The 22,354-nt window shown below is 70.5% G+C and carries 22 protein-coding genes and 1 pseudogene; all 23 read left to right on the top strand.

Annotation, left to right across the window (positions count from 1 at the left end; all coding sequences use genetic code 11):
* Window positions 1-545 (top strand): tripartite tricarboxylate transporter permease (locus VKN16_10550; protein ID HME94644.1); only part of this gene is annotated, 545 nt, incomplete at its 5' end.
* Window positions 546-566: 21 nt separating this feature from the next.
* Window positions 567-1,244, top strand: coding sequence for a YjbE family putative metal transport protein (locus tag VKN16_10555; protein HME94645.1), 678 nt, complete (start codon window positions 567-569; stop codon window positions 1,242-1,244).
* A gap of 28 nt (window positions 1,245-1,272) precedes the next feature.
* Window positions 1,273-1,974: a TerC family protein gene (locus VKN16_10560; GenBank protein HME94646.1), complete on the top strand. Its 702-nt coding sequence runs from the start codon at window positions 1,273-1,275 to the stop codon at window positions 1,972-1,974.
* Between the two features lie 4 nt (window positions 1,975-1,978).
* On the top strand, window positions 1,979-2,770 hold the full coding sequence (locus tag VKN16_10565; GenBank protein HME94647.1) for a FadR/GntR family transcriptional regulator: 792 nt from the start codon (window positions 1,979-1,981) through the stop codon (window positions 2,768-2,770).
* 234 nt (window positions 2,771-3,004) lie between these two features.
* Window positions 3,005-5,716, top strand: a pseudogene (gene ppdK / locus VKN16_10570) (pyruvate, phosphate dikinase).
* Window positions 5,717-5,756: 40 nt separating this feature from the next.
* Window positions 5,757-7,511 (top strand): biosynthetic-type acetolactate synthase large subunit, encoded by a 1,755-nt coding sequence (gene ilvB, locus VKN16_10575; protein ID HME94648.1) that lies wholly within the window; start codon window positions 5,757-5,759, stop codon window positions 7,509-7,511.
* A gap of 170 nt (window positions 7,512-7,681) precedes the next feature.
* Window positions 7,682-8,272: an acetolactate synthase small subunit gene (ilvN, locus tag VKN16_10580; protein ID HME94649.1), complete on the top strand. Its 591-nt coding sequence runs from the start codon at window positions 7,682-7,684 to the stop codon at window positions 8,270-8,272.
* 45 nt (window positions 8,273-8,317) lie between these two features.
* Window positions 8,318-9,322: a ketol-acid reductoisomerase gene (gene ilvC, locus VKN16_10585; protein ID HME94650.1), complete on the top strand. Its 1,005-nt coding sequence runs from the start codon at window positions 8,318-8,320 to the stop codon at window positions 9,320-9,322.
* Window positions 9,319-9,969, top strand: a complete 651-nt coding sequence (locus VKN16_10590; GenBank protein HME94651.1) for a phosphatidylserine decarboxylase family protein — start codon at window positions 9,319-9,321, stop codon at window positions 9,967-9,969. The genes ilvC and VKN16_10590 overlap by 4 nt, the downstream gene beginning before the upstream one ends.
* Window positions 9,966-10,796, top strand: a complete 831-nt coding sequence (pssA, locus tag VKN16_10595) for a CDP-diacylglycerol--serine O-phosphatidyltransferase (protein ID HME94652.1) — start codon at window positions 9,966-9,968, stop codon at window positions 10,794-10,796. The genes VKN16_10590 and pssA overlap by 4 nt, the downstream gene beginning before the upstream one ends.
* A 9-nt stretch (window positions 10,797-10,805) precedes the next feature.
* Entirely contained in the window at window positions 10,806-11,900 is a 1,095-nt protein-coding gene (leuB, locus tag VKN16_10600) for a 3-isopropylmalate dehydrogenase (GenBank protein ID HME94653.1), read from the top strand.
* Between the two features lie 29 nt (window positions 11,901-11,929).
* The gene (locus VKN16_10605; protein ID HME94654.1) at window positions 11,930-12,934 is read left to right on the top strand and encodes an aspartate-semialdehyde dehydrogenase; all 1,005 of its coding nucleotides are present in this window, start codon (window positions 11,930-11,932) and stop codon (window positions 12,932-12,934) included.
* 7 nt (window positions 12,935-12,941) lie between these two features.
* Window positions 12,942-13,733: a tRNA pseudouridine(38-40) synthase TruA gene (truA, locus tag VKN16_10610; protein ID HME94655.1), complete on the top strand. Its 792-nt coding sequence runs from the start codon at window positions 12,942-12,944 to the stop codon at window positions 13,731-13,733.
* A 137-nt stretch (window positions 13,734-13,870) separates the two neighbouring features.
* A complete protein-coding gene (ccsA, locus tag VKN16_10615; protein HME94656.1) occupies window positions 13,871-14,677 on the top strand; it encodes a cytochrome c biogenesis protein CcsA in 807 nt (268 codons plus the stop codon).
* Between the two features lie 4 nt (window positions 14,678-14,681).
* Entirely contained in the window at window positions 14,682-15,983 is a 1,302-nt protein-coding gene (gene hemA / locus VKN16_10620; GenBank protein ID HME94657.1) for a glutamyl-tRNA reductase, read from the top strand.
* Complete coding sequence (hemC, locus tag VKN16_10625) at window positions 15,980-16,894, top strand: hydroxymethylbilane synthase (GenBank protein ID HME94658.1); 915 nt, start codon at window positions 15,980-15,982, stop codon at window positions 16,892-16,894. The genes hemA and hemC overlap by 4 nt, the downstream gene beginning before the upstream one ends.
* A 4-nt stretch (window positions 16,895-16,898) precedes the next feature.
* Window positions 16,899-17,699 carry a uroporphyrinogen-III synthase gene (locus tag VKN16_10630; GenBank protein HME94659.1) on the top strand — a complete coding sequence of 267 codons (801 nt, stop codon included), beginning with the start codon at window positions 16,899-16,901 and terminating at the stop codon, window positions 17,697-17,699.
* Between the two features lie 3 nt (window positions 17,700-17,702).
* Entirely contained in the window at window positions 17,703-18,686 is a 984-nt protein-coding gene (gene hemB / locus VKN16_10635; GenBank protein ID HME94660.1) for a porphobilinogen synthase, read from the top strand.
* A complete protein-coding gene (locus VKN16_10640; GenBank protein HME94661.1) occupies window positions 18,683-19,123 on the top strand; it encodes an Rrf2 family transcriptional regulator in 441 nt (146 codons plus the stop codon). Before hemB ends, VKN16_10640 begins: the two co-directional genes overlap by 4 nt.
* 23 nt (window positions 19,124-19,146) lie before the next feature.
* Entirely contained in the window at window positions 19,147-20,094 is a 948-nt protein-coding gene (gene cysK, locus VKN16_10645; GenBank protein HME94662.1) for a cysteine synthase A, read from the top strand.
* A gap of 11 nt (window positions 20,095-20,105) precedes the next feature.
* Window positions 20,106-20,429 (top strand): MoaD/ThiS family protein, encoded by a 324-nt coding sequence (locus VKN16_10650; protein HME94663.1) that lies wholly within the window; start codon window positions 20,106-20,108, stop codon window positions 20,427-20,429.
* A 10-nt stretch (window positions 20,430-20,439) separates the two neighbouring features.
* Entirely contained in the window at window positions 20,440-20,901 is a 462-nt protein-coding gene (locus VKN16_10655; protein ID HME94664.1) for a M67 family metallopeptidase, read from the top strand.
* 4 nt (window positions 20,902-20,905) lie between these two features.
* The gene (hemL, locus tag VKN16_10660; GenBank protein HME94665.1) at window positions 20,906-22,186 is read left to right on the top strand and encodes a glutamate-1-semialdehyde 2,1-aminomutase; all 1,281 of its coding nucleotides are present in this window, start codon (window positions 20,906-20,908) and stop codon (window positions 22,184-22,186) included.
* Window positions 22,187-22,354: the final 168 nt, after the last annotated feature.

Raw genomic sequence — 22,354 nt, forward strand, 5'->3', positions numbered from 1 at the left:
GCCCCACCGCGGCGGTCATGCTGGGGGGCCTCATCATCTGGGGCCTGCAGCCGGGACCGATGTTGTTTCGGGAGAAGCCCGACTTCGTGTGGGGCCTGATCGCCAGCATGTACACCGGCAATGTCATCGGCGTCGCGATGGTCCTGGCGTTCGTGCCGTTCTTCGCGGCGATCCTGCGCATCCCGTTCCCGATCCTCACCCCGCTGATCGTGGCGGTCTGCGCGGTGGGATCCTATGCGGTGCACGACAGCATGATCGACATCTGGTATATGCTGCTGTTCGGCGTGATCGGCTACGTGTTCAAGAAGCTCGACTATCCCCTGGCCCCCCTCGTGCTGGCCCTCGTCCTCGGCGACCTCGCGGAGAACGCCCTGCGGCAGAGCCTCATCATGTCCCAGGGGTCGCTGCTCATTCTGTTCGAGCGGCCGATCTCGGGGGCGATCAGCGCCGTCGCGGTCCTCTTCTTCGCCCTGCCGCTGCTCCAGCGCTATCTCCGCCGCGCGCGGAAGCCGGAGATCGCGGCGGTCCACTCCCACGATGGATGAGGGTGGCGTGCGGTCGGTGACGTGCTGCTGATCCTGGACGCGCCCGGGTTCTGGGCCCGTCTCGCCGAGATCAGCTTCTTGAACATGCTGCTGTCGGGCGACAACGCGGTGGTGATCGCGCTCGCGGTCCGCGCGCTGCCCGGCCGTCAGCGCCTTCTCGGCCAGCTCGGCGGGACGGTCGGCGCGGTGGCGCTGCGGCTGGCTTTCGTGGGCGTCGTCAGCGTGCTGCTGCGGGTGCCGCTCCTGCGGCTTTGCGGCGGCCTGCTCCTGATCTGGATCGCGTTCAAGCTGGTCCGTCCGGTGGACGAGACCGCGGGCGGTACCCGGCACGGAGCCTCGTTCTGGGAGTCGATCTGGATCATCGTGGTCGCCGACATCACCATGAGCCTCGACAACGTCCTGGCGGTGGCCGCGGCGGCCCACGGCGACATGCTCCTGGTGGGGCTGGGCATCGGGATGTCGGTGCCGATCGTGGTGTGGGGCAGCGGGCTCCTGGCCGGCTTGATGAATCGTCGTCCGTGGATCATCTGGCTGGGCGGCGGCCTGCTGGGCTACGTGGCCGGCGACATGATCCTGGAGGACCCGCTGGTGATCGGCTGGCTCGGGGCATGGGCCGCGTCGCTGGAGTATGCTGTGCCGATGACGCTCGCGGCGGCCTTGACCGGCATCGGCCGGGGGCTGGCGCGGCGCGCGTCGTAGAATCTCGTCCACGGAGATCGCACCCGGCATGGCGTTCCTGATCGACCCGGAGTTCTGGGCACGGCTGCTGAGCATCGTGCTGATCGACCTCTCCCTCGCGGGCGACAACGCGCTGGTCATCGCGCTCGCGGTGCGCTCGCTGCCGGCCCGCGAGCAGTGGCTGGGGCGGATGTGGGGCACCGCGGCGGCGGTGGCGCTGCGGCTGACCTTCATCGCGATCGTGAGCGTGCTGCTGACGATCCCGCTGCTCCGCGTCGCCGGCGGACTCTTGCTGCTCTGGATCGCGGTGAAGCTGGTGAAGCCGGGCGGACGCGAGGAGGGCCAGGTGCGCCACGGCACTTCGCTCCGCCAGGCGATCTGGATCATCGTGGTGGCCGACGTGACCATGAGCCTCGACAACGTGCTGGCGGTGGCGGCCGCGGCCCACGGCGACCTGCTGCTGGTGGCCTTCGGCATCGCGCTGTCGCTGCCGATCGTGGTCTGGGGCAGCGGCTTCCTCGCGCGGCTCATGACGCATCAGCCCTGGATCATCTGGATCGGGGGCGGGGTGCTGGGCTACGTGGCGGGAGAGATGATCACCGACGACCCGCTCGTCCGGAGGTGGCTCGGCGACCACGCCGACCTCATCGACGATCCGCTCTCGGTGGCGCTGGCGATCGGCCTGAGCCTGCTGGGCTGGTGGCTGGCCCGCAGCACGTCGGGCCGTCCGGCCGCGCGAGAGGGGGCGTAGGGCGGTGAGCGACCCCGTTCGCGGCGGCGCGGTCGGCGGGCCGGCCCAGGCGCGCATGGACCTGGAGCCGGTCAAGTCCACCCGGATCTACGAGGAGATCGTCCGGCAGGTCAAGCAGCTCATCGGCGAAGGACGTCTCAAGTCGGGCGATCGGCTGCCCCCCGAGCGCGATCTGGCCGAGAAGTTCATGGTGAGCCGGACCTCCGTGCGCGAGGCCCTGCGCGCCCTGCAGAGCCGGGGGCTCATCGAGATCCGGGCCGGCGAGGGCGCGTTCGTGCGCGACGTCTCGGTCGAGACGCTGATCGAGCCCCTCGCGCTGGTCATCCTGCCCCACCGCGAGGCGGTGGGGGAGCTGTTCGAGGCCCGACGCCTGCTCGAGCCCGCTATCGCGGCCCTCGCCGCCCGCCGGGCGACCCGCGAGGAGATCTCCGAGATGGAGCGGATCCTCGAGGATCAGGCCAAGGAGGTGGCGGGCGGCCGGACCGGCATGCTGCAGGACACCGCGCTCCACGCGGCCATCGCCAACAGCGCCCACAACCGCGCCATCACCCGGATCGTCAACGCGCTGATGGATCTGCTCACCCAGAGCCGGGAGGAGTCACTGCACACGCCGGGCCGCCCGACGCGGTCGCACGAAGACCATCGGCGCATCCTGGCCGCCGTGCAGCAGCGGGACGAGGTGGCGGCCCACCGGGCGATGCTGGATCATCTGATCGCGGTCGAGACGCTGGTGACCGGGGCCAAGAGCGACGACCGCGACGCCGGGGCGGGGCGGAGACGGAAGGCGCGATCCTGACGCAGCGCTGAGAAATCCCGTGCGGTGGCCGTTCGTAAGTGCCCGTTGCAGCACGATTAAATCGTTGACATCCTCGCCTGAGCGCCCTACCATCACGTATTGACGCAGGCCCTTGAACGGGCCTGTGTCCTTTTTCTCTGCGACAGGCAGTGTCGCCCAGGGGGTCCTTGGATGCCGCGGACGAGCAGTCGAAAGAGCACAGGCCGCGCATCCCGCCCGCCCGCTCGCACCCCGAAGTACGTCTACGCGTTCGCCAACGGCCGGGCCGAGGGCTCGAGCGCCATGCGCGACCTGCTGGGCGGCAAGGGCTGCGAGCTGGCCGAGATGACGAACATGGGCGTGCCGGTGCCACCCGGCTTCACCATCAGCACCGAGGCGTGGGCGGACTACAACGCGGCCGGCAAGAAACATCCTGCCGGGCTGTGGGATCAGGTCATGGTCCACCTGTCCCGCCTGCAGACGGCGGCCGGCAACCGCCTCGGCGACCCCACGCGTCCGCTGCTGGTCTCGGTCCGATCCGGGGCGCGCGTCTCGATGCCCGGGATGATGGATACGGTCCTCAACCTCGGCCTCAACGACCAGACCGTGCTCGGGCTGGCCCAGCGCACCCGGAACGAGCGCTTCGCCTGGGACTGCTACCGGCGCTTCATCACGCTGTTCGGCGACGTGGTCCTGTCCATCGACCGTCGCGCCTTCGACACGCTGCTCGACGCGGCCAAGCAGCGCGCGGGGGCGAAGACCGACGCCGATCTGCCACCCGACGCGCTGAAGAGCCTCGTCGCCGAGTTCAAGAGCGTCGTCCAGCACAAGACCGGGCGCGCCTTCCCACAGGATCCCCTGGAGCAGCTGCGTCTGGCCATCAACGCGGTGTTCGATTCGTGGTGGGCCAAGAAGGCGGTCGACTACCGGCGCATCCACCGGCTGGCGGACGACTGGGGCACCGCGGTGACGGTGATGGCCATGGTCTTCGGCAATCTCGGGCCGACCTCCGGCACCGGGGTGTGCTTCTCGCGCGATCCGTCGAGCGGGGAGCGCCGGTTCTTCGGCGAGTTCCTGGTCAACGCCCAGGGCGAGGACGTGGTGGCCGGCATCCGCACCCCTGAGCCGCTCGACGCGCTCAAGACGCGCATGCCCGCGGTGTATCGCAAGCTCACCGCGATCAAGGACCGGCTCGAGGCCCACTACCGCAACATGCAGGACATCGAGTTCACGGTGCAGGAGGGTCGGCTCTACATCCTGCAGACGCGCTCGGGCAAGCGCACCGCCGCCGCCGCGGTGCGCATCGCGGTGGAGATGTTCCGGGAGAAGCGCATCGATCGCGACACCGCGCTCCTGCGGGTGGAGCCGGCCTCGCTGCACCAGCTGCTCGTGAAGACGGTGGATCCCCAGGCCCGGTACACCGCCATCGCGAGCGGGCTGCCCGCCACGCCCGCGGCCGCCGTCGGCAAGGTCGTCTTCGACCCCGAGACGGCGGTGGAGATGGCGCTGCGCGAAGAAGCGGTCATCCTGGTGCGCTCGGAGACCTCGCCCGAGGACGTGGCCGGCATGCACGCCGCCCAGGGCGTCCTCACTTCTCGCGGCGGTCTCACCTCGCACGCGGCGGTGGTGGCGCGGGGCTGGGGCAAGTGCTGTGTGGTCGGCGCCGGCGACGTGGTGGTGGACGAGGAGAACCACCTCTTCCGGGCCGGGCGCGCGGTCGTCCGGGAGGGGCAGGTCGTCACCCTCAACGGGGCCACCGGCGAGGTGATCGTGGGGGCGCAGCCCCTGGTCGATCCCAAGCTCTCCGACGAGTTCCGGGAGCTGCTCGGCTGGGCGCACGAGCGGGCGACGACCAGCGTGCGCGCGAACGCCGATACCCCGGCCGACGCGGCCAAGGCGCGTGAGTTCGGCGCGGTCGGCATCGGCCTCGTGCGCACCGAGCACATGTTCTTCGGCGACGAGCGCATTCCGATCGTGCGCGAGATGATCATGGCCGGCGACGTCCAGTCGCGGAAGAAGGCGGTGGACAAGCTCCTACCCTTCCAGCGCGAGGACTTCATCGGCATCCTCCGGGCGATGGCTCCGCATCCGGTGACGATCCGGCTGCTGGATCCCCCGTTGCACGAGTTCCTGCCCAAGTACAAAGAAGTGCTCGAAGAGTACACGCGACTGGACGCGCGCGGCTTCAATCCCGAGCGGCACGCCGAGCTCGGGGCCGTGAAGGCGCGCCTGGAAGCGCTGCTCGAGGCGAACCCGATGCTCGGCCATCGCGGATGCCGGCTCGGCATCACGTTCCCCGAGATCTACGACATGCAGGTACGGGCGATCATGGAGGCGGCCTGCGAGGTGGTCGGGGCCGGCCACCGGGTGGAGCCCGAGATCATGATTCCGCTCACCGGCACCGTGGCCGAGATGAAGCTGACTCGCGAGATGACCGATCGAGTGGCGCAGCAGGTCATCGCGGAGACCGGCAAGCGCGTGCCCTACTCGGTCGGCACCATGATCGAGGTGCCGCGGGCGGCCCTGATCGCCGACCGCATCGCGGAGTACGCCGAGTTCTTCTCGTTCGGCACCAACGACCTGACCCAGATGACGTTCGGGTACAGCCGGGACGACATCGGCAAGTTCCTGCCGTACTACCTCGAGAAGAAGCTGCTGCCGAGCGACCCCTTCGCGGTCCTGGACCAGGAGGGCGTCGGCGAGCTGGTTCGCATCGGCATCGAGCGAGGCCGGAAAGCGGTGCCGGGCCTGAAGGTCGGCATTTGCGGCGAGCACGGCGGGGAGCCCTCGTCGGTGGAGTTCTGCCACCGCGTCGGGATGACCTACGTCTCGTGCTCGCCCTACATGGTGCCGGTGGCGTGGCTCGCGGCGGCCCAGGCCGAGATCAAGTGGCCGGGCGAGGGGCCGCCGAAGGCGAGCCGTCCGAGTTCGGCGAGGCGCAGCCGCAGGCGAGCCGAGCGGATATGAGAAGAAGTCACGCTTGCAGCACCCAAAGGAGACAGAAGCGGTGAAGCTTTCAGGCGCTCAGATCGTGCTCGAGTGCATCAAGCGAGAGGGCGTGGATCTCATCTTCGGTCTGCCGGGCGGCGCGGTCCTGCCGATCTACGACGCCCTGTACGACTTCGAAGGACTGCGCCACGTCCTGGTACGCCAGGAAGCCGCGGCCGGGCACGCCGCGGAAGGCTACGCGCGGACGTCGGGCAAGGTGGGAGTCTGTCTGGTCACCTCCGGACCGGCCGCGACGAACCTCGTGACCGCCCTGCAGGACGCGCTGATGGACTCGATTCCGATCGTGGCCTTCACCGGCCAGGTGCCGACGCATCTCATCGGCAACGACGCCTTCCAGGAGGCCGACAACGTCGGCATCACCCGCTCGGCCACCAAGCACAACTTCCTGGTGAAGGACGGCAAGGATCTGGCGCCGATCATCAAGGAGGCCTTCTATCTGGCCTCCACCGGCCGGCCGGGTCCGGTCCACGTGGATCTGCCCAAGGACATCCTGGTCAAGGAGTGGACCTTCGAGTACCCGGAGCGCGTGCACCTGCGCTCCTACAACCCGACCTACGAGGGCCATCCCGGGCAGATCAAGAAGGCGGCCCGCTCGATGGTGCGGGCGAAGCGCCCGGTGCTCTACGTGGGCGGCGGGGCCATCTCCTCGGACGCCGCGCCCGAGCTGCGCGAGCTGGCCGACCTGACCCAGATCCCGGTGACCCAGACCCTGATGGGGCTGGGAGCGTTCCCGATGGCGGACCCGCTGTCGCTCGACATGCTGGGCATGCACGGGACCTATTACGCGAACATGGCGGTGCACCACGCGGATTGCCTGGTCGCGGTGGCCGCGCGCTTCGACGACCGGGTGACCGGGAAGGTCGACGCGTTCTCGCCGAACGCGGAGATCATCCACATCGACATCGATCCCTCGTCGATCTCCAAGAACATCAAGGTCGACATCCCGATCGTGGGCGACTGCAAGCGGGTCCTGCGCCGGCTGGTGGAGGCGGTGCGCGAGGAGATGAAGGACGGCGTGCCCGCCGCGGTGGCGGAGGGCCGGCGGCAGTGGGCGACCCAGATCGCGGAGTGGAAGCGCGACTTTCCCCTGCGCTACGACTGGGACGACGACGTCATCAAGCCCCAGTACGTGATCCAGGAGCTGTCGAACCTCACCAACGGCGAGGCGCACGTGGTCACCGGGGTCGGCCAGCACCAGATGTGGGCCGCCCAGTACTACCGCTTCAAGCACCCGCGGCGCTGGTGCACCTCGGGCGGGCTCGGCACCATGGGCTACGGGCTGCCCACCGCGATGGGCGTGCAGGCCGCGCATCCCGGCAAGCTGGTGGTGAACATCGACGGCGACGGCTCGTTCTCCATGAACAGCCAGGAGCTGGCCACCTGCTTCACCGAGAACCTGCCGGTCAAGACCGTCATCATCAACAACAGCGGGCACGGCATGGTGCGCCAGTGGCAGCGCATCATCTACAAGGAGCGCTTCTTCGCCATCGACCTGCCCGGCATTCCGGACTGGGTGAAGCTCGCGGAGGCCTACGGGTGCGTGGGTATCCGGGTGACCAAGCCGAGCGAGGTGGTGCCCGCGCTGGAGAAGATGCTGAGCACGCCGGCCCCGGTGGTGATGGACGTGTGCGTGGACAAGGACGAGTGCGTGTTCCCCATGGTGCCTGCCGGCGGCGCCAACAAGGACATGATCCTCGCCCTCCCCACTCGCGAAGTGAAGGAGAAAGCCGCCAAGTCCCAAACCGGATTTTGAGTCGGAGGAGGCCTCGACGACTCCGACGAGCGTCCGCCGCCTGGGGGAGTGCGGGGGCCATGTCGGGGCCCCCGCATAAGAAAGAGGGGCGGGTCCGGACGTCCGCCCCCAGCGGGCAGCCCGGCGCGAATGCAGATCGGGCGTGATCTGGCCGGAAAGGACGGGTTGAAGTGGCCGAAGCAGGGAACATCGAAAAGCATACGATTGCGGTTCTGGTCGAGAACAAGTTCGGGGTGCTCTCGCGCGTGGCGGGGCTGTTCTCGGCGCGCGGGTACAACATCGAGAGCTTGTCGGTGGGGGAGACGCTGGATCCCTCGGTCTCCCGCATGACCCTCGTGGTGCGCGGCGACGCCTTCATCATCGAGCAGGTCATCAAGCAGCTGCACAAGCTGATCGACGTCATCAAGGTCACCGATCTGAGCGAGGAGAATCACGTCGAGCGCGAGATGCTCCTGCTGAAGGTCAACGCGGAGCCGGCCAACCGGGCGGAGATCCTCCGCCTGGGCGACATCTTCCGGGCCAAGGTGGTGGACGTGACCCCCACGACGTACACGCTGGAGGTCACCGGCGAGGAGTCGAAGATCGAGGGCATCATCGAGCTGCTGCGGCCTTTCGGTATCCAGGAGATCGTCCGGACCGGGAAGGTCGCCATCGCCCGCGGCCCCAAGACCCGCCTGCGCAAGATCGAGGAGCGGCTGGGCAAGTCGCGCGAATCGCGGCCGGCCAGCGACGATCCCCGAGTGGTCGGATTCGCGGACTGATTCTCCGTCACTGATCTCAACGCAGCCAAGAAAGGCAAGAGGACCATGCCGGCCAAGATCTTCTACGACCAGGACGCAGACCTCGGTCTGCTGCGCGGCAAGACCGTCGCGATCATCGGCTATGGCAGCCAGGGCCACGCCCACGCGCTCAACCTCAAGGACTCCGGCCAGAACGTGGTGGTCGGGCTCTACAAGGGCTCGAAGAGCTGGACGCGCGCCGAGAAGGACGGCCTCCGGGTGACCACCGTCAACGACGCGGCGGCCGCCGGGGACATCGTGATGATCCTGCTGCCGGATCAGACCCAGCGGCAGGTGTTCGAGGAGTCGATCAAGGGCGTGCTCACCAAGGGCAAGATGCTGATGTTCGCCCACGGCTTCAACATCCACTTCAACCAGGTGGTGCCGCCGGCGGACGTGGACGTGTCGATGATCGCCCCCAAGGCGCCCGGCCACGTGATGCGCGATCTGTTCACCCAGGGCCCGGGGGTGCCGGGGCTGGTGGCGGTGAACCAGGACGTGTCCGGCAAGGCGCGTGATCTGGCGCTGGCCTACGGCAAGGGCGTCGGCTGCACCCGCGCCGGGGTCATCGAGACCACGTTCAAGGAGGAGACCGAGACCGACCTGTTCGGCGAGCAGACGACGCTGTGTGGCGGCGTCTCGCACCTGATCAAGGCGGCCTACGAGACCCTCGTCGAGGCCGGCTATCAGCCCGAGGTCGCCTACTTCGAGTGCATGCACGAGATGAAGCTGATCGTGGACCTCTTCTACCAGGGCGGGCTCGCCTACATGCGCTATTCGGTGTCGGACACCGCGGAGTACGGCGACTACACCCGTGGCCCGCGCATCATCGACGACCGCGCGAAGGCCGAGATGAAGAAGATCCTCGCCGAGATCCAGTCCGGCCAGTTCGCCCGCGAGTGGGTGCTCGAGAACCAGGCCCATCGCGCCGGTTTCCTCGCCATGCGCAAGCGCGACGCGGATCATCCCATCGAGGAAGTGGGCGGCCGCCTCCGCAAGATGATGGCCTGGATCAAGCCGCCGCGGGAGTGATTCCGCTCGGCGCGGAGTCGCGGTTGCGGATCCCGGTAGCCTCCGAGGGCTGGCCCTTCATCCTGCCGCTCGCGATGGCGGCGTGTATCATGGGTTGGATGGGCTGGTGGGCGGCCGCCGCGGTCTTCGGGGTGGCCGCCCTGGCCTGTCTGGGATTCTTCCGCGATCCCGATCGCACTCCGCCCGAGGTGCCGGGAGCCGTGCTGGCCCCCGCCGATGGCCGGGTGATGGCGGTGGTCGAGGCCACGGATCCGTGGGTCGGTCAGGCGGTGCGCGTCTCGATCTTCCTGTCGCCGCTCGACGTGCACGTCAACCGCTCGCCGATCGCGGGCCTGGTGAAGAACGTGGAGTACGCGCCCGGCCGCTTCGTGGCCGCGTACCGGCCGGAAGCATCCGAGGAGAACGAGCGGTGCACCGTCAGCCTCGAGGGAGAGACGCGGGTCGCGGTGAAGCAGATCGCGGGGGTGGTGGCGCGCCGGATCGTGTGCCGGGTGCAGCCCGGTGATCCGCTGAGAGCCGGCGAACGGTTCGGCTTGATCCGGTTCGGCTCGCGCACCGATCTGATCGTGCCGCGCGGCACGACCGTGAAGGTCGCGGTCGGAGATCGGGTGCGGGGAGGAGAGTCCGTGATGGGAGTGCTCGGATGAGACGCCGACATGGTAGCGACCCCTCCGGCCGCGGTCCGCGGCGACGGAAGTGGCACGAGCTGCGCGCGCAGCCCCGGCGCGGTATCTTCCTGCTGCCGAGCCTGCTGACCACCGGCAACCTGTTCTGCGGGTTCCTCGCCCTCGTCCTGGCCTCCCAGTCGCGCTTCGTCGAGGCGGCGATCTCGCTGTTCGTGGCGATGGTGCTGGACACGCTGGACGGCAAGGTGGCGCGCCTCACCAACACCACCAGCCAGTTCGGCGTGGAGTTCGACTCGCTCGCCGACGTGGTGTCGTTCGGCGTCGCGCCCGCGTTCATGCTGTACGTCTTCGCGCTGGCCCCGCTCGGCCGCGCCGCGTGGCTCGCCGCGTTCCTGTTCGCGATCTGCGGCGCTCTGCGTCTGGCCCGCTTCAACGTGCACTCCGGCGTGACCGACCGCCGCTACTTCGTCGGGCTGCCGATCCCGGCCGCCGCCGGCATGGTGGCCTCGGTGGTGCTGCTGCTGGGCGACGACGAGATCCCGCGCTGGCTCGGGGCGGCCATCGCGGTTGGCACCTACGCGGTCTCGATCCTGATGGTGACCACGTTCCGGTACTACTCCTTCAAGGAGATCGACTTCGCCCGGCGGCGGCCCGCGAGCGTCCTGGTGCTGGTGGTGCTGGGCGTCCTGATCGTGGCCACGCATCCGCAGTGGTTCCTGTTCCTGCTCTTCTCCACGTACGTGCTGAGCGGCCCCACGCGGCCCCTGTGGGCCCGGCGCCGCGAGGTGCTGGGCCTCGCCGCCGACCGCGAGACGGGCGAGGGGCACGAGCGCGAGCGGAGAGCCTGAGGAGACGTCATGGCGACGTACAAGATCGCGGTGCTGCCCGGCGACGGGATCGGGCAAGAGGTCACCCCCGAGGCCCAGAAGGTCCTGCAGGTCGTCGCGAAGGCCACCGGCATCGGCTTCGAGTTCGAGACCGCGTTGATCGGCGGCTCGGCGATCGACGCCACCGGCCACCCGTTGCCGCCGGCCACGCTGAGCCTCTGCCAGAGCGCGCAGGCGATCCTGTTCGGCGCGGTGGGCGGCCCCAAGTGGGACGGCCTGCCGCAGGAGCACCGCCCGGAGCGCGGGCTGCTCGGCATTCGCAAGGAGCTGGACCTCTTCGCCAACCTGCGCCCGGCCACGTGCTTCCCGATGCTGGTGGATGCCTCGCCGCTCAAGCGCTCGGTGGTCGAGGGCACCGACCTCATGGTGATTCGCGAGCTCACCGGCGGCCTCTACTTCGGCGAGCCGCGCGGCCGCGAGGACTTCGCGGACGGCGGGGCCCGGGCGGTGAACACCATGGCCTACACCACCCGGGAGATCGAGCGGGTGGCCCGCGCCGCCTTCGACGTGGCCATGAAGCGCAAGAAGCGCCTGGCCTCGGTGGACAAGGCCAACGTGCTGGTGGTCTCGCAGCTCTGGCGGGAGGTGGTGACGCGGGTGGCGAAGGACTATCCCCAGGTGGCGCTCGAGCACGTGCTCGTCGACAACTGCGCGATGGCGCTCGTCCACAAGCCCACCCACTTCGACACCATCGTCACCGAGAACACGTTCGGTGACATCCTGTCCGACGAGGCGGCCATCCTGGCCGGCTCCATGGGCATGCTGCCTTCGGCCAGCCTCGGCGGCAAGGGGGGGCGCATGGGCCTCTACGAGCCCGTCCACGGCACTGCGCCGGACATCGCCGGGCAAGGGGTGGCCAACCCGATCGCGGCCATCCTGTCGGCCTCCATGCTGTTGCGCTATTCGCTCGAGCGCGGAGCCGACGCGGACCGGGTGGACGCCGCGGTGCTGGCCGTGCTGGAGCAGGGCCACCGGACGCGTGACATCCACTCCGCGGGCACCAAGCTGGTGGGCACGGCAGAGATGGGCGACCTCATGGCACGACAGGTCGAGAAGTCATACTGATCGATCAGCTATTCGGGGGACACTGAGAGATGGCTTCAGGGCTGGTGGTAGGGGTGGTGGGTGTGACCGGCGCGGTCGGGCAGACCACGGTGAAGCTCCTCGAGGAGCGCAAGTTCCCGGTGCGCGAGCTGCGCGCCTTCGCCTCGGCCCGGTCGGTCGGCAAGACGGTCACCTTCAAGGGCGAGTCGATTCGCGTCGAGGCGGCGGGCCCGGACTCGTTCAAGGGCGTGGAGCTGGCGCTCTTCTCCGCCGGGTCCCAGCAGTCGAAGGAGCTGGCCCCGCACGCGGTGCGGGCGGGGGCGATCGTGATCGACAAGTCGAACGCGTTCCGCATGGATCCCCAGGTTCCCCTGGTGGTGCCCGAGATCAACCCCCACGCGGTCCGGGGCCATCGCGGCATCCTCGCGTGCCCGAACTGCACGACCATCGTCACCGTGATGCCGCTGAAGCCGCTGCACGACGCCGGCCGCCTGCGCCGGGTGGTGGCCACCAGCTATCAGGCGGTCTCCGGCGCGGGTGTGAACGGGGTCGAGGAGCTGCGGAGCCAGACCCTGGCCTGGGCCCGCGGCGAGGGGATCACGCCGCGATACTTCCAGCACCAGATCGCGTTCAACGTCATCCCGCACATCGACAAGTTCGCGGACAACGGCTACACCGGCGAGGAGATCAAGCTGGTGAACGAGGTGCGGAAGATCCTCGAGCTGCCGGACCTGCCGATCTCCCCCACCACGGTGCGGGTGCCCGTGTTCACCGCGCACTCGGTCGCGGTCAACGCCGAGACCGAGGCGCGGCTCGGTCGGGAGCGCGCCCGCGAGGTGCTCGCCGGCTTCCCCGGGCTCAAGCTGTGGGACGAGCCCGCCGACAACCGGTACCCGATGCCGGTCCTCGTCGAGGGGCAAGACGACTGCTACGTCGGACGGATCCGCGAGGACCTGTCCATGCCCAATGCGCTGAACTTCTGGGTGGTCGGCGATCAGCTCCGGAAGGGCGCCGCGCTCAACGGCATCCAGATCGCCGAGCTGCTGATCCGCTGATCGCCCGATGGGCGAGCCCGGGCGCGCCGTCCGGCTCACGCTCGCCTACGAGGGCACGGACCTCCACGGCTGGCAGATCCAGCCGGGGCGCGACACGGTCCAGGGGCTCGTCATGGGCGCGGCCGCGCGGGTGCTGGGCGAGCCGGTTCGGGTGACCGGCGCGAGCCGCACCGACGCCGGGGTGCACGCCCTCCGGCAGGTGGCCAGCCTTGCCACGTCGTCTCCGATGGCGCCGGCGGCCCTGCAGCGGGCGCTCAACGCCCTGCTGCCGCCGGCGGTGCGCGTGGTCGAGGCGGCCGAGGCGCCCGCGGGCTTCGATGCGCGGCGCTGGGCGCGGGGCAAGCGCTACGCCTATCTCATCGACCGCAGCGCGCCGGCCGACCCGTTCCGGCGACGCTACGCGTGGCACGTCCCGTTCCCGCTGGACGCGGGGGCGATGGCGGCCGCGGCGCGCGCCCTCCGGGGCAAGCACGACTTCTCCGCCTTCTGCGCGGCGGCGGGCCGCGATCGGACGCCGGTCTGCACGATCCGGTCGGTGCGCGTGGTGACGCGGCGTCGGCTGCTCGCGGTGTGCGTCGCCGGCGACAGCTTCCTTCACCACATGGTGCGCAACATCGTCGGCAGCCTGGTCGAGATCGGCCGGGGCGCGCAGGGTCCCGGCTGGATCGCGGAGCTGCTGCACGGGCGCGACCGCACCCGCGCGGGTCGCACCGCGCCCGCGCACGGCCTCGTGCTCGTGCGCGTGCTCTACGGCCCCGTGGACAGAGAGCCGCGCCCGAAGCCCCTTCCTTTATACTGAGGCCGCGCAGCCAGCGACATGCGGACCTACTTTCACGTCAAGGCCGGCCGGCTCCACGAAGTCAAGGAGGCGCTCCTCGTCGACGGGGCGAGGCCGTCGCGCGGGCGCCTGCTGCCCCGCGAAGACGGAGCACCTCGGTGAACGAGGTGCTGTTCGACGTCGCGCTCACCGCCTACATCCTGGCCGCGGCGGCCTCCATCGGCTCGCTGCTGGGCCGGCGCGATCAGCTCGGGTGGATCGCCCTGCTACTGATCCAGGCGGGCTGGGTGTGCCACACGGTGGCGGTGATCCTCCGCGGCGTCGAGCTGCGGCGGCTGCCGTTCATGACCATCCCCGAGGTGATCTCGCTCGTGATCTGGGCAGTGGTGCTCTTCGATCTCTGGGCGGAGCGGCGCGGGCGCGTCCGCGCGCTGTCCGCCTTCGTGCTGCCGGTGGTCCTGGTGCTGGGGCTCGGCCTGCCGTCCGGGCTTCGCGCGATCGCGTTCGACGCGCCGGTTCGGAGCGGGTGGATCGCGGTCCACGTGGCGCTGATCCTGATCGGCCTGGCCGCGCTGGTGCTCAACTTCGGCGGCGCGATCATGTACCTGCTCCAGGAGCGGCAGCTCAAGGCCAAGCGGGCCGGCACCGTCTATCGCCGACTGCCCGCGCTCGAGACGCTCGATCGACTCACGGTGGCCACCCTGACCGCGGGCTTCCCGTTCCTCACGGTGGGCCTCCTGCTGGGCGTGCTCTCGGCGCGCCGCGCGTGGGGCAGCGTGATCGCCTTCGATCCGCTCGCCCTGTTCTCGCTCTTCATGTGGATGGTCTACGCGGTGATCCTGGTCGGCCGCGGGTTGGGGCACTGGCGCGGGCGGCGCGCCGCCTACTTCTCGATCGCCGGCTTCTGCGTGCTGCTCGCCACCCTCGGTGCCGGCGCCTTCCTCACCGGCCGCCACGGATCCTGACCCCATGAGCGCTCCCGGCATCCTGTTCGTGGCGGGCATGAATCACCGGACCGCGCCGGTGGCCACGCGGGAGCAGCTCGCCCTCGAGGAAGAGAAGATCCGCGAGATCCTCTCCGACCTCACCGGCCGCGGGCTCCTCGACGAGGTGATGATCCTCTCCACCTGCAACCGGGTGGAGGTCTACGGCGTCGCCGCGGTGCCGGGTGAGGCGCGCTCGGCTGCGTTCGGGCGCCTCGGGACCCACCGCGGCGTGTCGTGGCGGGATCTGGAGCCGCTGCTCTACACGGTGACCGGCGACGAGGCCGCGCTCCACGCGTTCCGCGTCGCGGCCAGCCTCGATTCGATGGTGCTGGGCGAGCCCCAGATCCTCGGCCAGGTGAAGGACGCCTTCGCGCTGGCCCAGTCCGCCGGCACCGCGGGCCCGGTGCTCCACGCGCTCATGAGCCAGGCGTTCAGCGCGGCCAAACGGGTGCGGTCGGAGACGGAGGTCGGCCGGCTCGCCGTCTCGATCTCCTACGCGGCGGTGGAGCTGGCTCGCAAGATCTTCGAGGGCCTCGCGGGCAAGGCGGTCCTGCTGGTGGGCGCGGGCGAGATGAGCGAGCTGGCGGCCCGGCATCTCGTGGAGCACGGCGCGCTGCCGCTCTACGTGACCAACCGGACGTGGAGCCGGGCTCAGGAGCTGGCCCGCGGCCTCGGCGGCATCGCGGTGCCGTTCGATCAGCTGGAGGCCACGCTCGGCGTGGTGGACATCGTCGTCACGTCCACCGCGGCCCCGGAGCCGATCGTCACCGCGACGCACGCGCGGGCCGCGCGGCAGGCTCGCCGCGGCCGGCCGCTCTTCTTCATCGATATCGCGGTGCCGCGCAACGTGGAGGCCGCGGTCAATGACGTGGAGAACGTGTTCTGCTACGATATCGACGACCTGCGCTCGGTGGTCGAGGCCAACATCAAGGAGCGGCAGCGCGAGGCCCGGCGGGCCGAGTCTCTCCTGGAGCGCGAAGTCGTGAAGTTCGCGGAGCGGCTGCAGCACCTCGAGGTCGTGCCCACCATCGTGTCGTTGAGACAGAAGCTGGAGGCGATCCGACGCGCGGAGCTGGCCCGGGCGCTTGGCCGTCTGCCCGCGGCGGACGAGGAGACGCGCCGGGTGATGGAGAGCCTGAGCCAGTCGATCGTCAACAAGGTGCTGCACGCGCCGATGGTCAAGCTCAAGGACTCCTCCCGCGCCGGCCACGGCCGCCGCTGGACCGAGATGATCTCCGAGCTGTTCGGGCTGCGCGGTCCCGATCGTCCCGCTCCGGGCGAATGATCCTGCGGCTGGGCACGCGGGGCAGCCGCCTCGCGCTCGTGCAGTGCGAGGAGGTGGCGGCGGCGCTGCGGGTGCGCGGGGTCGAGACCGAGACGGTGGTCATCCGGACGTCCGGCGATCGCCTCGCCCAGGTCGCCCTCGCCGACTTCGGCGGCAAGGCGCTCTTCGTGAAGGAGATCGAGGAGGCGCTGCTCGCCGGCACCGTGGACGTGGGCGTGCACAGCCTGAAGGACATGCCCGCCGAATTGCCCGGCGGACTGGCGCTCGCCGCCTTTCCGGCCCGGGAGGACCCGCGGGACGCGCTACTGACCCGGACCGCCGGCGGCTGGTCGGCGCTGCCGACGGGCGCCTCGGTCGGCACCTCCAGCCCGCGCCGGCGCGCGATGGTCCTCGCTCGCCGGCCCGATCTGCGGGCCGACCCGATCCGCGGCAACGTCGAGACCCGGCTCGAGAAGCTCTCGGTGGGGGCCTATGACGGTATCGTCCTGGCCCTGGCCGGGCTGAGGCGCCTCGGCGTCTCCCCGCCGCATGTCCTGCCGCTCGACCTCGACGAGTTCGTGCCCGCGGTCGGACAGGGCGTGCTCGCCATCGAAGCCCGTGAAGCCGACCGGGAAGTGCTTGAACTTCTGGGTCGGCTGGACGACACTCGGAGCAGATCGGAGGCCCTGGCGGAGCGCGCCTTCTTGCGTCGCCTCGGCGCCGATTGCCACACGCCGGTGGCCGGCCACGCACGCATGGACCGCGATGAGCTGACCGTGACCGGGGTGGTCACGAGCCTGGACGGTGCCACCGTGCTGCGCGGAAGCGCGCGCGGATCGGCGTCGGGCGCCGAGCGGCTCGGCCAGGTGGTGGCGGAGGCTCTGCTGGCCAAGGGGGCGAGGACGCTGCTCGATGCGCGCGGCAACGGATGATCAAGTGACGGCCGAGGCGGGGGCACGTAAACCCCTGGCCGGCAAGGTGGTGCTGATCACCCGCGCCAGGGAGCAGGCCTCGGCCTTCGCCCAGCTCCTGGAGGCAGCCGGCGCGCACGTCCTCCTCGTTCCCACCATCGCGATCGAGCCGCCCGATTCGTGGGGGCCGCTCGACGCCGCGCTTCGGGGCGACTTCTCCTGGGTCGTATTCACCAGCGCCAACGGCGTGGCCATGGTACGCGGCCGCGTCGAGGCGACCGGTCACGGCCGTGCCCTGCTGGAGCGCGCCCACCTCGCCGCCATCGGTCCCGCGACCGCCGCGGCGCTCGCCGACTGGGGGCTGCGCGCGGAGGCCGTCCCCGAGGAGTTCGTCGCCGAGGCTCTCGTCGATCGGCTCCGCCCGATGATGACGGCCGGCCAGCGCATCCTGCTCCCGCGGGCCGCCGAGACGCGCGACGTGCTGACGCGCGAGCTGGCCGCGCTGGGCGCTGACGTGACCGAGGTCGCCGCCTACCGAACCCGCTTCGCGACCGAGCATGCGCCGGCGCTGCGGGAGGCGCTGGCCGGCGGCCGCGTGGACGTGGTCACGTTCACCAGCTCGTCCACGGTGCGGAGCTTCTGCGGGCTGTTCGGCGCCGCCGAGCTGCCGCGCCTGCTCGGCGGCGTCACGGTGGCGTGCATCGGTCCCATCACGCGGGCCACCGCGGAAGGGCGCGGGCTCGCGACGCAGATCGTGCCCGAGGAGTACACGATACCGGGCCTGGCCCGCGCCATCGTCGCCCACTTCGAGCCAGCAAGGAGCTAGCGCATGCCGTTCCCCCTCTACCGTCCCCGGCGGCTCCGCGAGTCGCCGCTGCTCCGCTCCATGGTGCGCGAGACCGCCCTGCGCGTCGACGACTTCGTCTATCCGCTCTTTGCGGTGCACGGACGAGGGGTCCGCGAGCCGATCAGCTCGATGCCCGGGCAGTGTCGGCTCTCGATCGACGAATTGCTGAAGGAGTGCAAGGACGCGGCGTCGATGGGCATCCCGGCGGTGCTGCTCTTCGGACTGCCGCGCGACAAGGACCCCCGCGGGACCGAGGCCTACGCCGAGGACGGCATCATCCAGCAGGCGGTGCGGGCGGTGAAGGACACCATCCCGGACCTGCTCGTGATCACCGACGTGTGCCTGTGCGAGTACACGAGCCACGGCCACTGCGGGGTGGTCGAGGACGGGCGGGTGAAGAACGATCCCACCCTCGAGCTGATCGCGCGCACCGCGGTGTCGCACGCCGAGGCGGGGGCCGACATGGTGGCGCCGTCGGACATGATGGACGGCCGCGTGGCCGCCATCCGCGAGGGACTGGACGAGGCGGGATTCCCCGAGACGCCGATCATGGCCTACTCGGCCAAGTACGCCTCCGCGTTCTACGGGCCGTTCCGCGAGGCGGCGGACTCCACCCCGCAGTTCGGCGACCGCCGCTCCTATCAGATGGATCCCGCCAACGCGGTCGAGGCGATGCGCGAGGTCGCGCTCGACGTGGACGAGGGCGCCGACATCGTGATGGTGAAGCCCGCGCTGCCGTATCTCGACATCATCGCGCGCGTGAAGGGTGAGTTCGGGCTGCCGGTGGCCGCCTATTCGGTCTCGGGCGAGTACGCGATGCTGAAGGCGGCCGGGCAGCTCGGCTGGCTCGACGAGGAGCGCGCGGTGCTGGAGGCGCTGACCGGCATCCGCCGCGCGGGCGCCGACATCATCATCACCTACTTCGCCAAGGACGCGGCCCGCCTGATCGAGCAGGGCCGCGCGTGAGGATCTCGGCCAAGGGCGAGTACGCCATCAAGGCGATGGTGGATCTCGCCCTGCACGAGGGCCGCGACCTGCAGCCGATCCAGGACATCGCGGCCCGGCAGGGCATCCCGCAGCGCTACCTGGAGCAGGTGCTGCTGCAGCTCAAGCGCTCCGGCTTCCTCTACGCCCGGCGCGGCTCGGCGGGCGGCTACCGGTTGAGCCGGCCCGCCGACAGCATCACGGTGGGGGCGGTGCTCCGCGCGGTCGATGGGCCGACGGCCGGCCCCGATGCCTCGCGCCGCAACGGCGGGCCGGCCGGAGAGGCGGCGGGCCTTGCCGAGTTGTGGCAGGAGATTGCCGACGCGGTGGCCTCGGTGGTGGACCGGACCACCCTGGAGGATCTCCGCCGGCGCGCCGAGGAGCGTCGCAGCGCGGCGCGGCCGATGTACCACATCTGAATCCGAGCAGGGGACACAGGACGATGACGACGACGCGGAAGACGGCCGCGCCGACCCGGCCACGGCTGGCCGGATCGGTGCTGGACCTGGTGGGCGGCACGCCGCTGGTGCGCCTGAACCGCATTCCCAAGCCGGGCGGCGCCGTCGTCCTGGCCAAGATGGAATCGCTCAACCCGGGCGGAAGCGTGAAGGACCGCATCGCGCTCTCGATGATCGAGGAGGCGGAGCGGCGCGGGCTGCTCAAGGCCGGGGCCACCATCGTGGAGCCGACCAGCGGCAACACCGGCATCGGGCTCGCGATGGTCTGCGCGGTGCGCGGCTACCGCCTCATCCTGACCATGCCCGACGACATGAGCGTGGAGCGGCAGCGCCTCCTCGCGCGCTACGGGGCCGAGATCCATTTGACTCCGGCCATCGAGGGCATGACCGGGGCGGTCTTCGCGGCGCAGGAGATCTGCCGCGAGCATCCCGACTACTTCATGCCGCTGCAGTTCGAGAATCCCGCGAATCCGGAGGCGCACCGGCGCACCACCGCGCAGGAGATCCTCGACGCGACCGAGGAGCGCGTGCACGCCTTCGTGGCCGCGGTGGGGACCGGCGGCACGGTGACCGGGGTCGGCGAGGTCCTGAAGGAGCGCGTGCCCGGCGTCCGGGTGGTCGGCGTCGAGCCGGCGCGCTCGCCGGTGCTCTCCGGAGGGCGCTTCCGGCCGCACGGCATCCAGGGCATCGGCGCGTCCTTCGTGCCCGGCATCCTGAACCGCTCCGTGCTGGACGACATCATACAGGTGCGCGACGAGGACGCCACGGCCATGGCGCGGCGTCTCGCCCGCGAGGAGGGGCTCCTCGTCGGCATCTCGTCGGGCGCCAACGTGTTCGCGGCGTGCCAGGTCGCCGAGACGATGGCGGCCGATCACGTCGTGGTCACCGTGCTGTGCGATACTGGCGAGCGCTATCTGAGCGTCACCTTCTAGGAGAGGCGGCCATGAGTGTCCAGGTCTACATCCCGACGCCGTTCCGCCGCGCGACCAGGAACGCGGACCGGGTCTCCGTGGAGGCGCCCGACGTCAAGGGCCTGCTCGACGAGCTCGAGGACCAGTTCGGCGGGCTGAAGGGTCTGGTGCGCAACGAGCAGGGCGAGGTCCACCACCACGTCAACATCTACGTCAACAACGAGGCGATCGAGGCGCTCCAGGGACTCGACACCGCGCTAAAGGACGGCGACGAGGTATCGATCATTCCAGCCCTCGCGGGCGGCGGGCCAGCCCTCGCGGGCGGCGGGCCGGCCCTCGCGGTGGGACGGGGCTGACCGCGCCCGGATGATCCTCACGTCCGACGAGCTGCAACGGGTGCGCGCTCAGGCGGTGACGGAGTACCCGGCGGAGTGCTGCGGCGTTCTCCTGGAGCGGACCTCACCCGAGCCGGACCGGCTCCTGATGCCCTGCCGCAACATCCAGGACGAGCTGCACGCCAAGGACCCGGTGCGCCACTCGCGCGATTCCCGCACCGCCTACTTCATCGATCCCAAGGACCTGCTGGCCATCGGCCGGCGCGAGGGGCAGGGCTACCGCGTCGCGATCATCTATCACTCCCACATCGACACCGGGGCCTACTTCTCGGCGACCGACCGGCAGAACGCGCTCATCAACGGCGAGCCCGCCTATCCCGACGCGGTCTACGTCGTGCTGTCGGTGGTGGACCGCCGCGTGGACGACGTGGCCGCGTTCGTCTGGGACAAGTCCGCGCGCGATTTCGCGCCGACCGACTTCACGCCCTCCTGATCGCGTGACCGGCTCCGACGATCTCTTCGAGCGCGCCCAGCGCCTCATGCCCGGGGGCGTCAACAGCCCGGTGCGGGCGTTCCGCGGCGTGGGCGGGGCCCCGTTCTTCGTGGCCCGCGGGGACGGGGCCCGCGTGTTCGACGTCGACGGCCGCTCCTACGTCGACTTTCTCGGCTCGTGGGGGCCGCTGATCCTCGGGCACGCGGCGCCGGCGGTGGTGGAAGCGCTGACCGAGGCGGTGCGCCGCGGCACCAGCTACGGCGCACCCACGCCGGGCGAGGTGGAGATGGCCGATCTCATCGGCCGCGCGGTGCCGAGCATGGAGATGGTGCGGCTGGTCTCGTCGGGCACCGAGGCCGGGATGAGCGCGATCCGGCTCGCCCGCGGCGCCACCGGGCGCGACTTCATCATCAAGTTCGACGGCTGCTACCACGGCCACGCCGACAGCCTGCTCGTGAAGGCGGGGTCCGGCGGCGCCACCTTCGGGGTGCCGGACAGTCTCGGCGTGCCGCCCGCGTTGGCCGCGCTCACCCTGACGGTCCCGTTCAACGATCTGGACGCGGTCCGACGCCAGCTCGAGGCGCATCCCGAGCAGGTGGCGGCGGTGATCGTGGAGCCGGTGGCCGGCAACATGGGCGTGGTCCCGCCCGCCCCCGGATTCCTCGCCGGCCTGCGCGACCTGACCGCGCGGCACGGCAGCCTGCTCATCTTCGACGAGGTGATCACCGGGTTCCGGGTCGCGTGGGGCGGCGCGCAGGCCCGTTACGGCGTGCGGCCGGACCTGACCTGCCTCGGCAAGATCATCGGCGGGGGACTGCCGGTGGGCGCCTACGGCGGCTCGCGCCGCATCATGGAGCGGGTGTCGCCGCTGGGCGGCGTCTACCAGGCGGGGACGCTCTCCGGGAACCCGCTCGCGGTGGCGGCCGGCCTCGCCACGCTCCGCGCGCTGCAGACGCCCGGCACGTACGAGCGGCTGGAAGCCCTCGGCGCGCGTGTCGAGCGCGACGTGGTCGAGGCGGCCCGCGCGGCGGGCGTTCCGGTGACCGTGAATCGCGTCGGCTCGATGCTGACCGTCTTCTTCACCGACGGCCCGGTGACCGACTATAGCTCCGCCAAGCGCGCCGACACCACTCGGTACGCGCGCTACTTCCACGCGATGCGAGAGGGCGGCGTGTTCCTGGCGCCCTCGCAGTTCGAGGCGGCCTTCGTCTCGCTCGCCCATCGCGACGAGGACCTGGCGGAGGCGGCCCGCGCCGGCCGCGAAGCGCTCCAGAAGGTCCGCTAGCCTCGCAGAGTATTGACACTTCGTTTTTTCACGTGATAGGGTTCACAAGGCTGGAGCCCGGACACGCGTCGAAGAACCACCGGTCTTCATCCACGGCACGCCTCAGAGCGGGAGAGCACGTCCAGCGGGGGGCTGCGTCACCTGCCAATGCGAGTTGGGCGGAGGAGT

Source organism: Candidatus Methylomirabilota bacterium, from assembly GCA_035315345.1.
Classification (GTDB): domain Bacteria; phylum Methylomirabilota; class Methylomirabilia; order Rokubacteriales; family CSP1-6; genus CAMLFJ01.

Excerpts from the sequence above, each read along its gene's own strand:
- VKN16_10560 (HME94646.1), top strand. The coding sequence starts at position 1,273 with ATGGCGTTCCTGATCGACCCGGAGTTCTGGGCACGGCTGCTGAGCATC.
- ilvC (HME94650.1), top strand. The coding sequence starts at position 8,318 with ATGCCGGCCAAGATCTTCTACGACCAGGACGCAGACCTCGGTCTGCTG.
- pssA (HME94652.1), top strand. The coding sequence starts at position 9,966 with ATGAGACGCCGACATGGTAGCGACCCCTCCGGCCGCGGTCCGCGGCGA.
- leuB (HME94653.1), top strand. The coding sequence starts at position 10,806 with ATGGCGACGTACAAGATCGCGGTGCTGCCCGGCGACGGGATCGGGCAA.
- VKN16_10605 (HME94654.1), top strand. The coding sequence starts at position 11,930 with ATGGCTTCAGGGCTGGTGGTAGGGGTGGTGGGTGTGACCGGCGCGGTC.
- truA (HME94655.1), top strand. The coding sequence starts at position 12,942 with ATGGGCGAGCCCGGGCGCGCCGTCCGGCTCACGCTCGCCTACGAGGGC.
- hemA (HME94657.1), top strand. The coding sequence starts at position 14,682 with ATGAGCGCTCCCGGCATCCTGTTCGTGGCGGGCATGAATCACCGGACC.
- hemC (HME94658.1), top strand. The coding sequence starts at position 15,980 with ATGATCCTGCGGCTGGGCACGCGGGGCAGCCGCCTCGCGCTCGTGCAG.
- hemB (HME94660.1), top strand. The coding sequence starts at position 17,703 with ATGCCGTTCCCCCTCTACCGTCCCCGGCGGCTCCGCGAGTCGCCGCTG.
- cysK (HME94662.1), top strand. The coding sequence starts at position 19,147 with ATGACGACGACGCGGAAGACGGCCGCGCCGACCCGGCCACGGCTGGCC.
- VKN16_10650 (HME94663.1), top strand. The coding sequence starts at position 20,106 with ATGAGTGTCCAGGTCTACATCCCGACGCCGTTCCGCCGCGCGACCAGG.
- VKN16_10655 (HME94664.1), top strand. The coding sequence starts at position 20,440 with ATGATCCTCACGTCCGACGAGCTGCAACGGGTGCGCGCTCAGGCGGTG.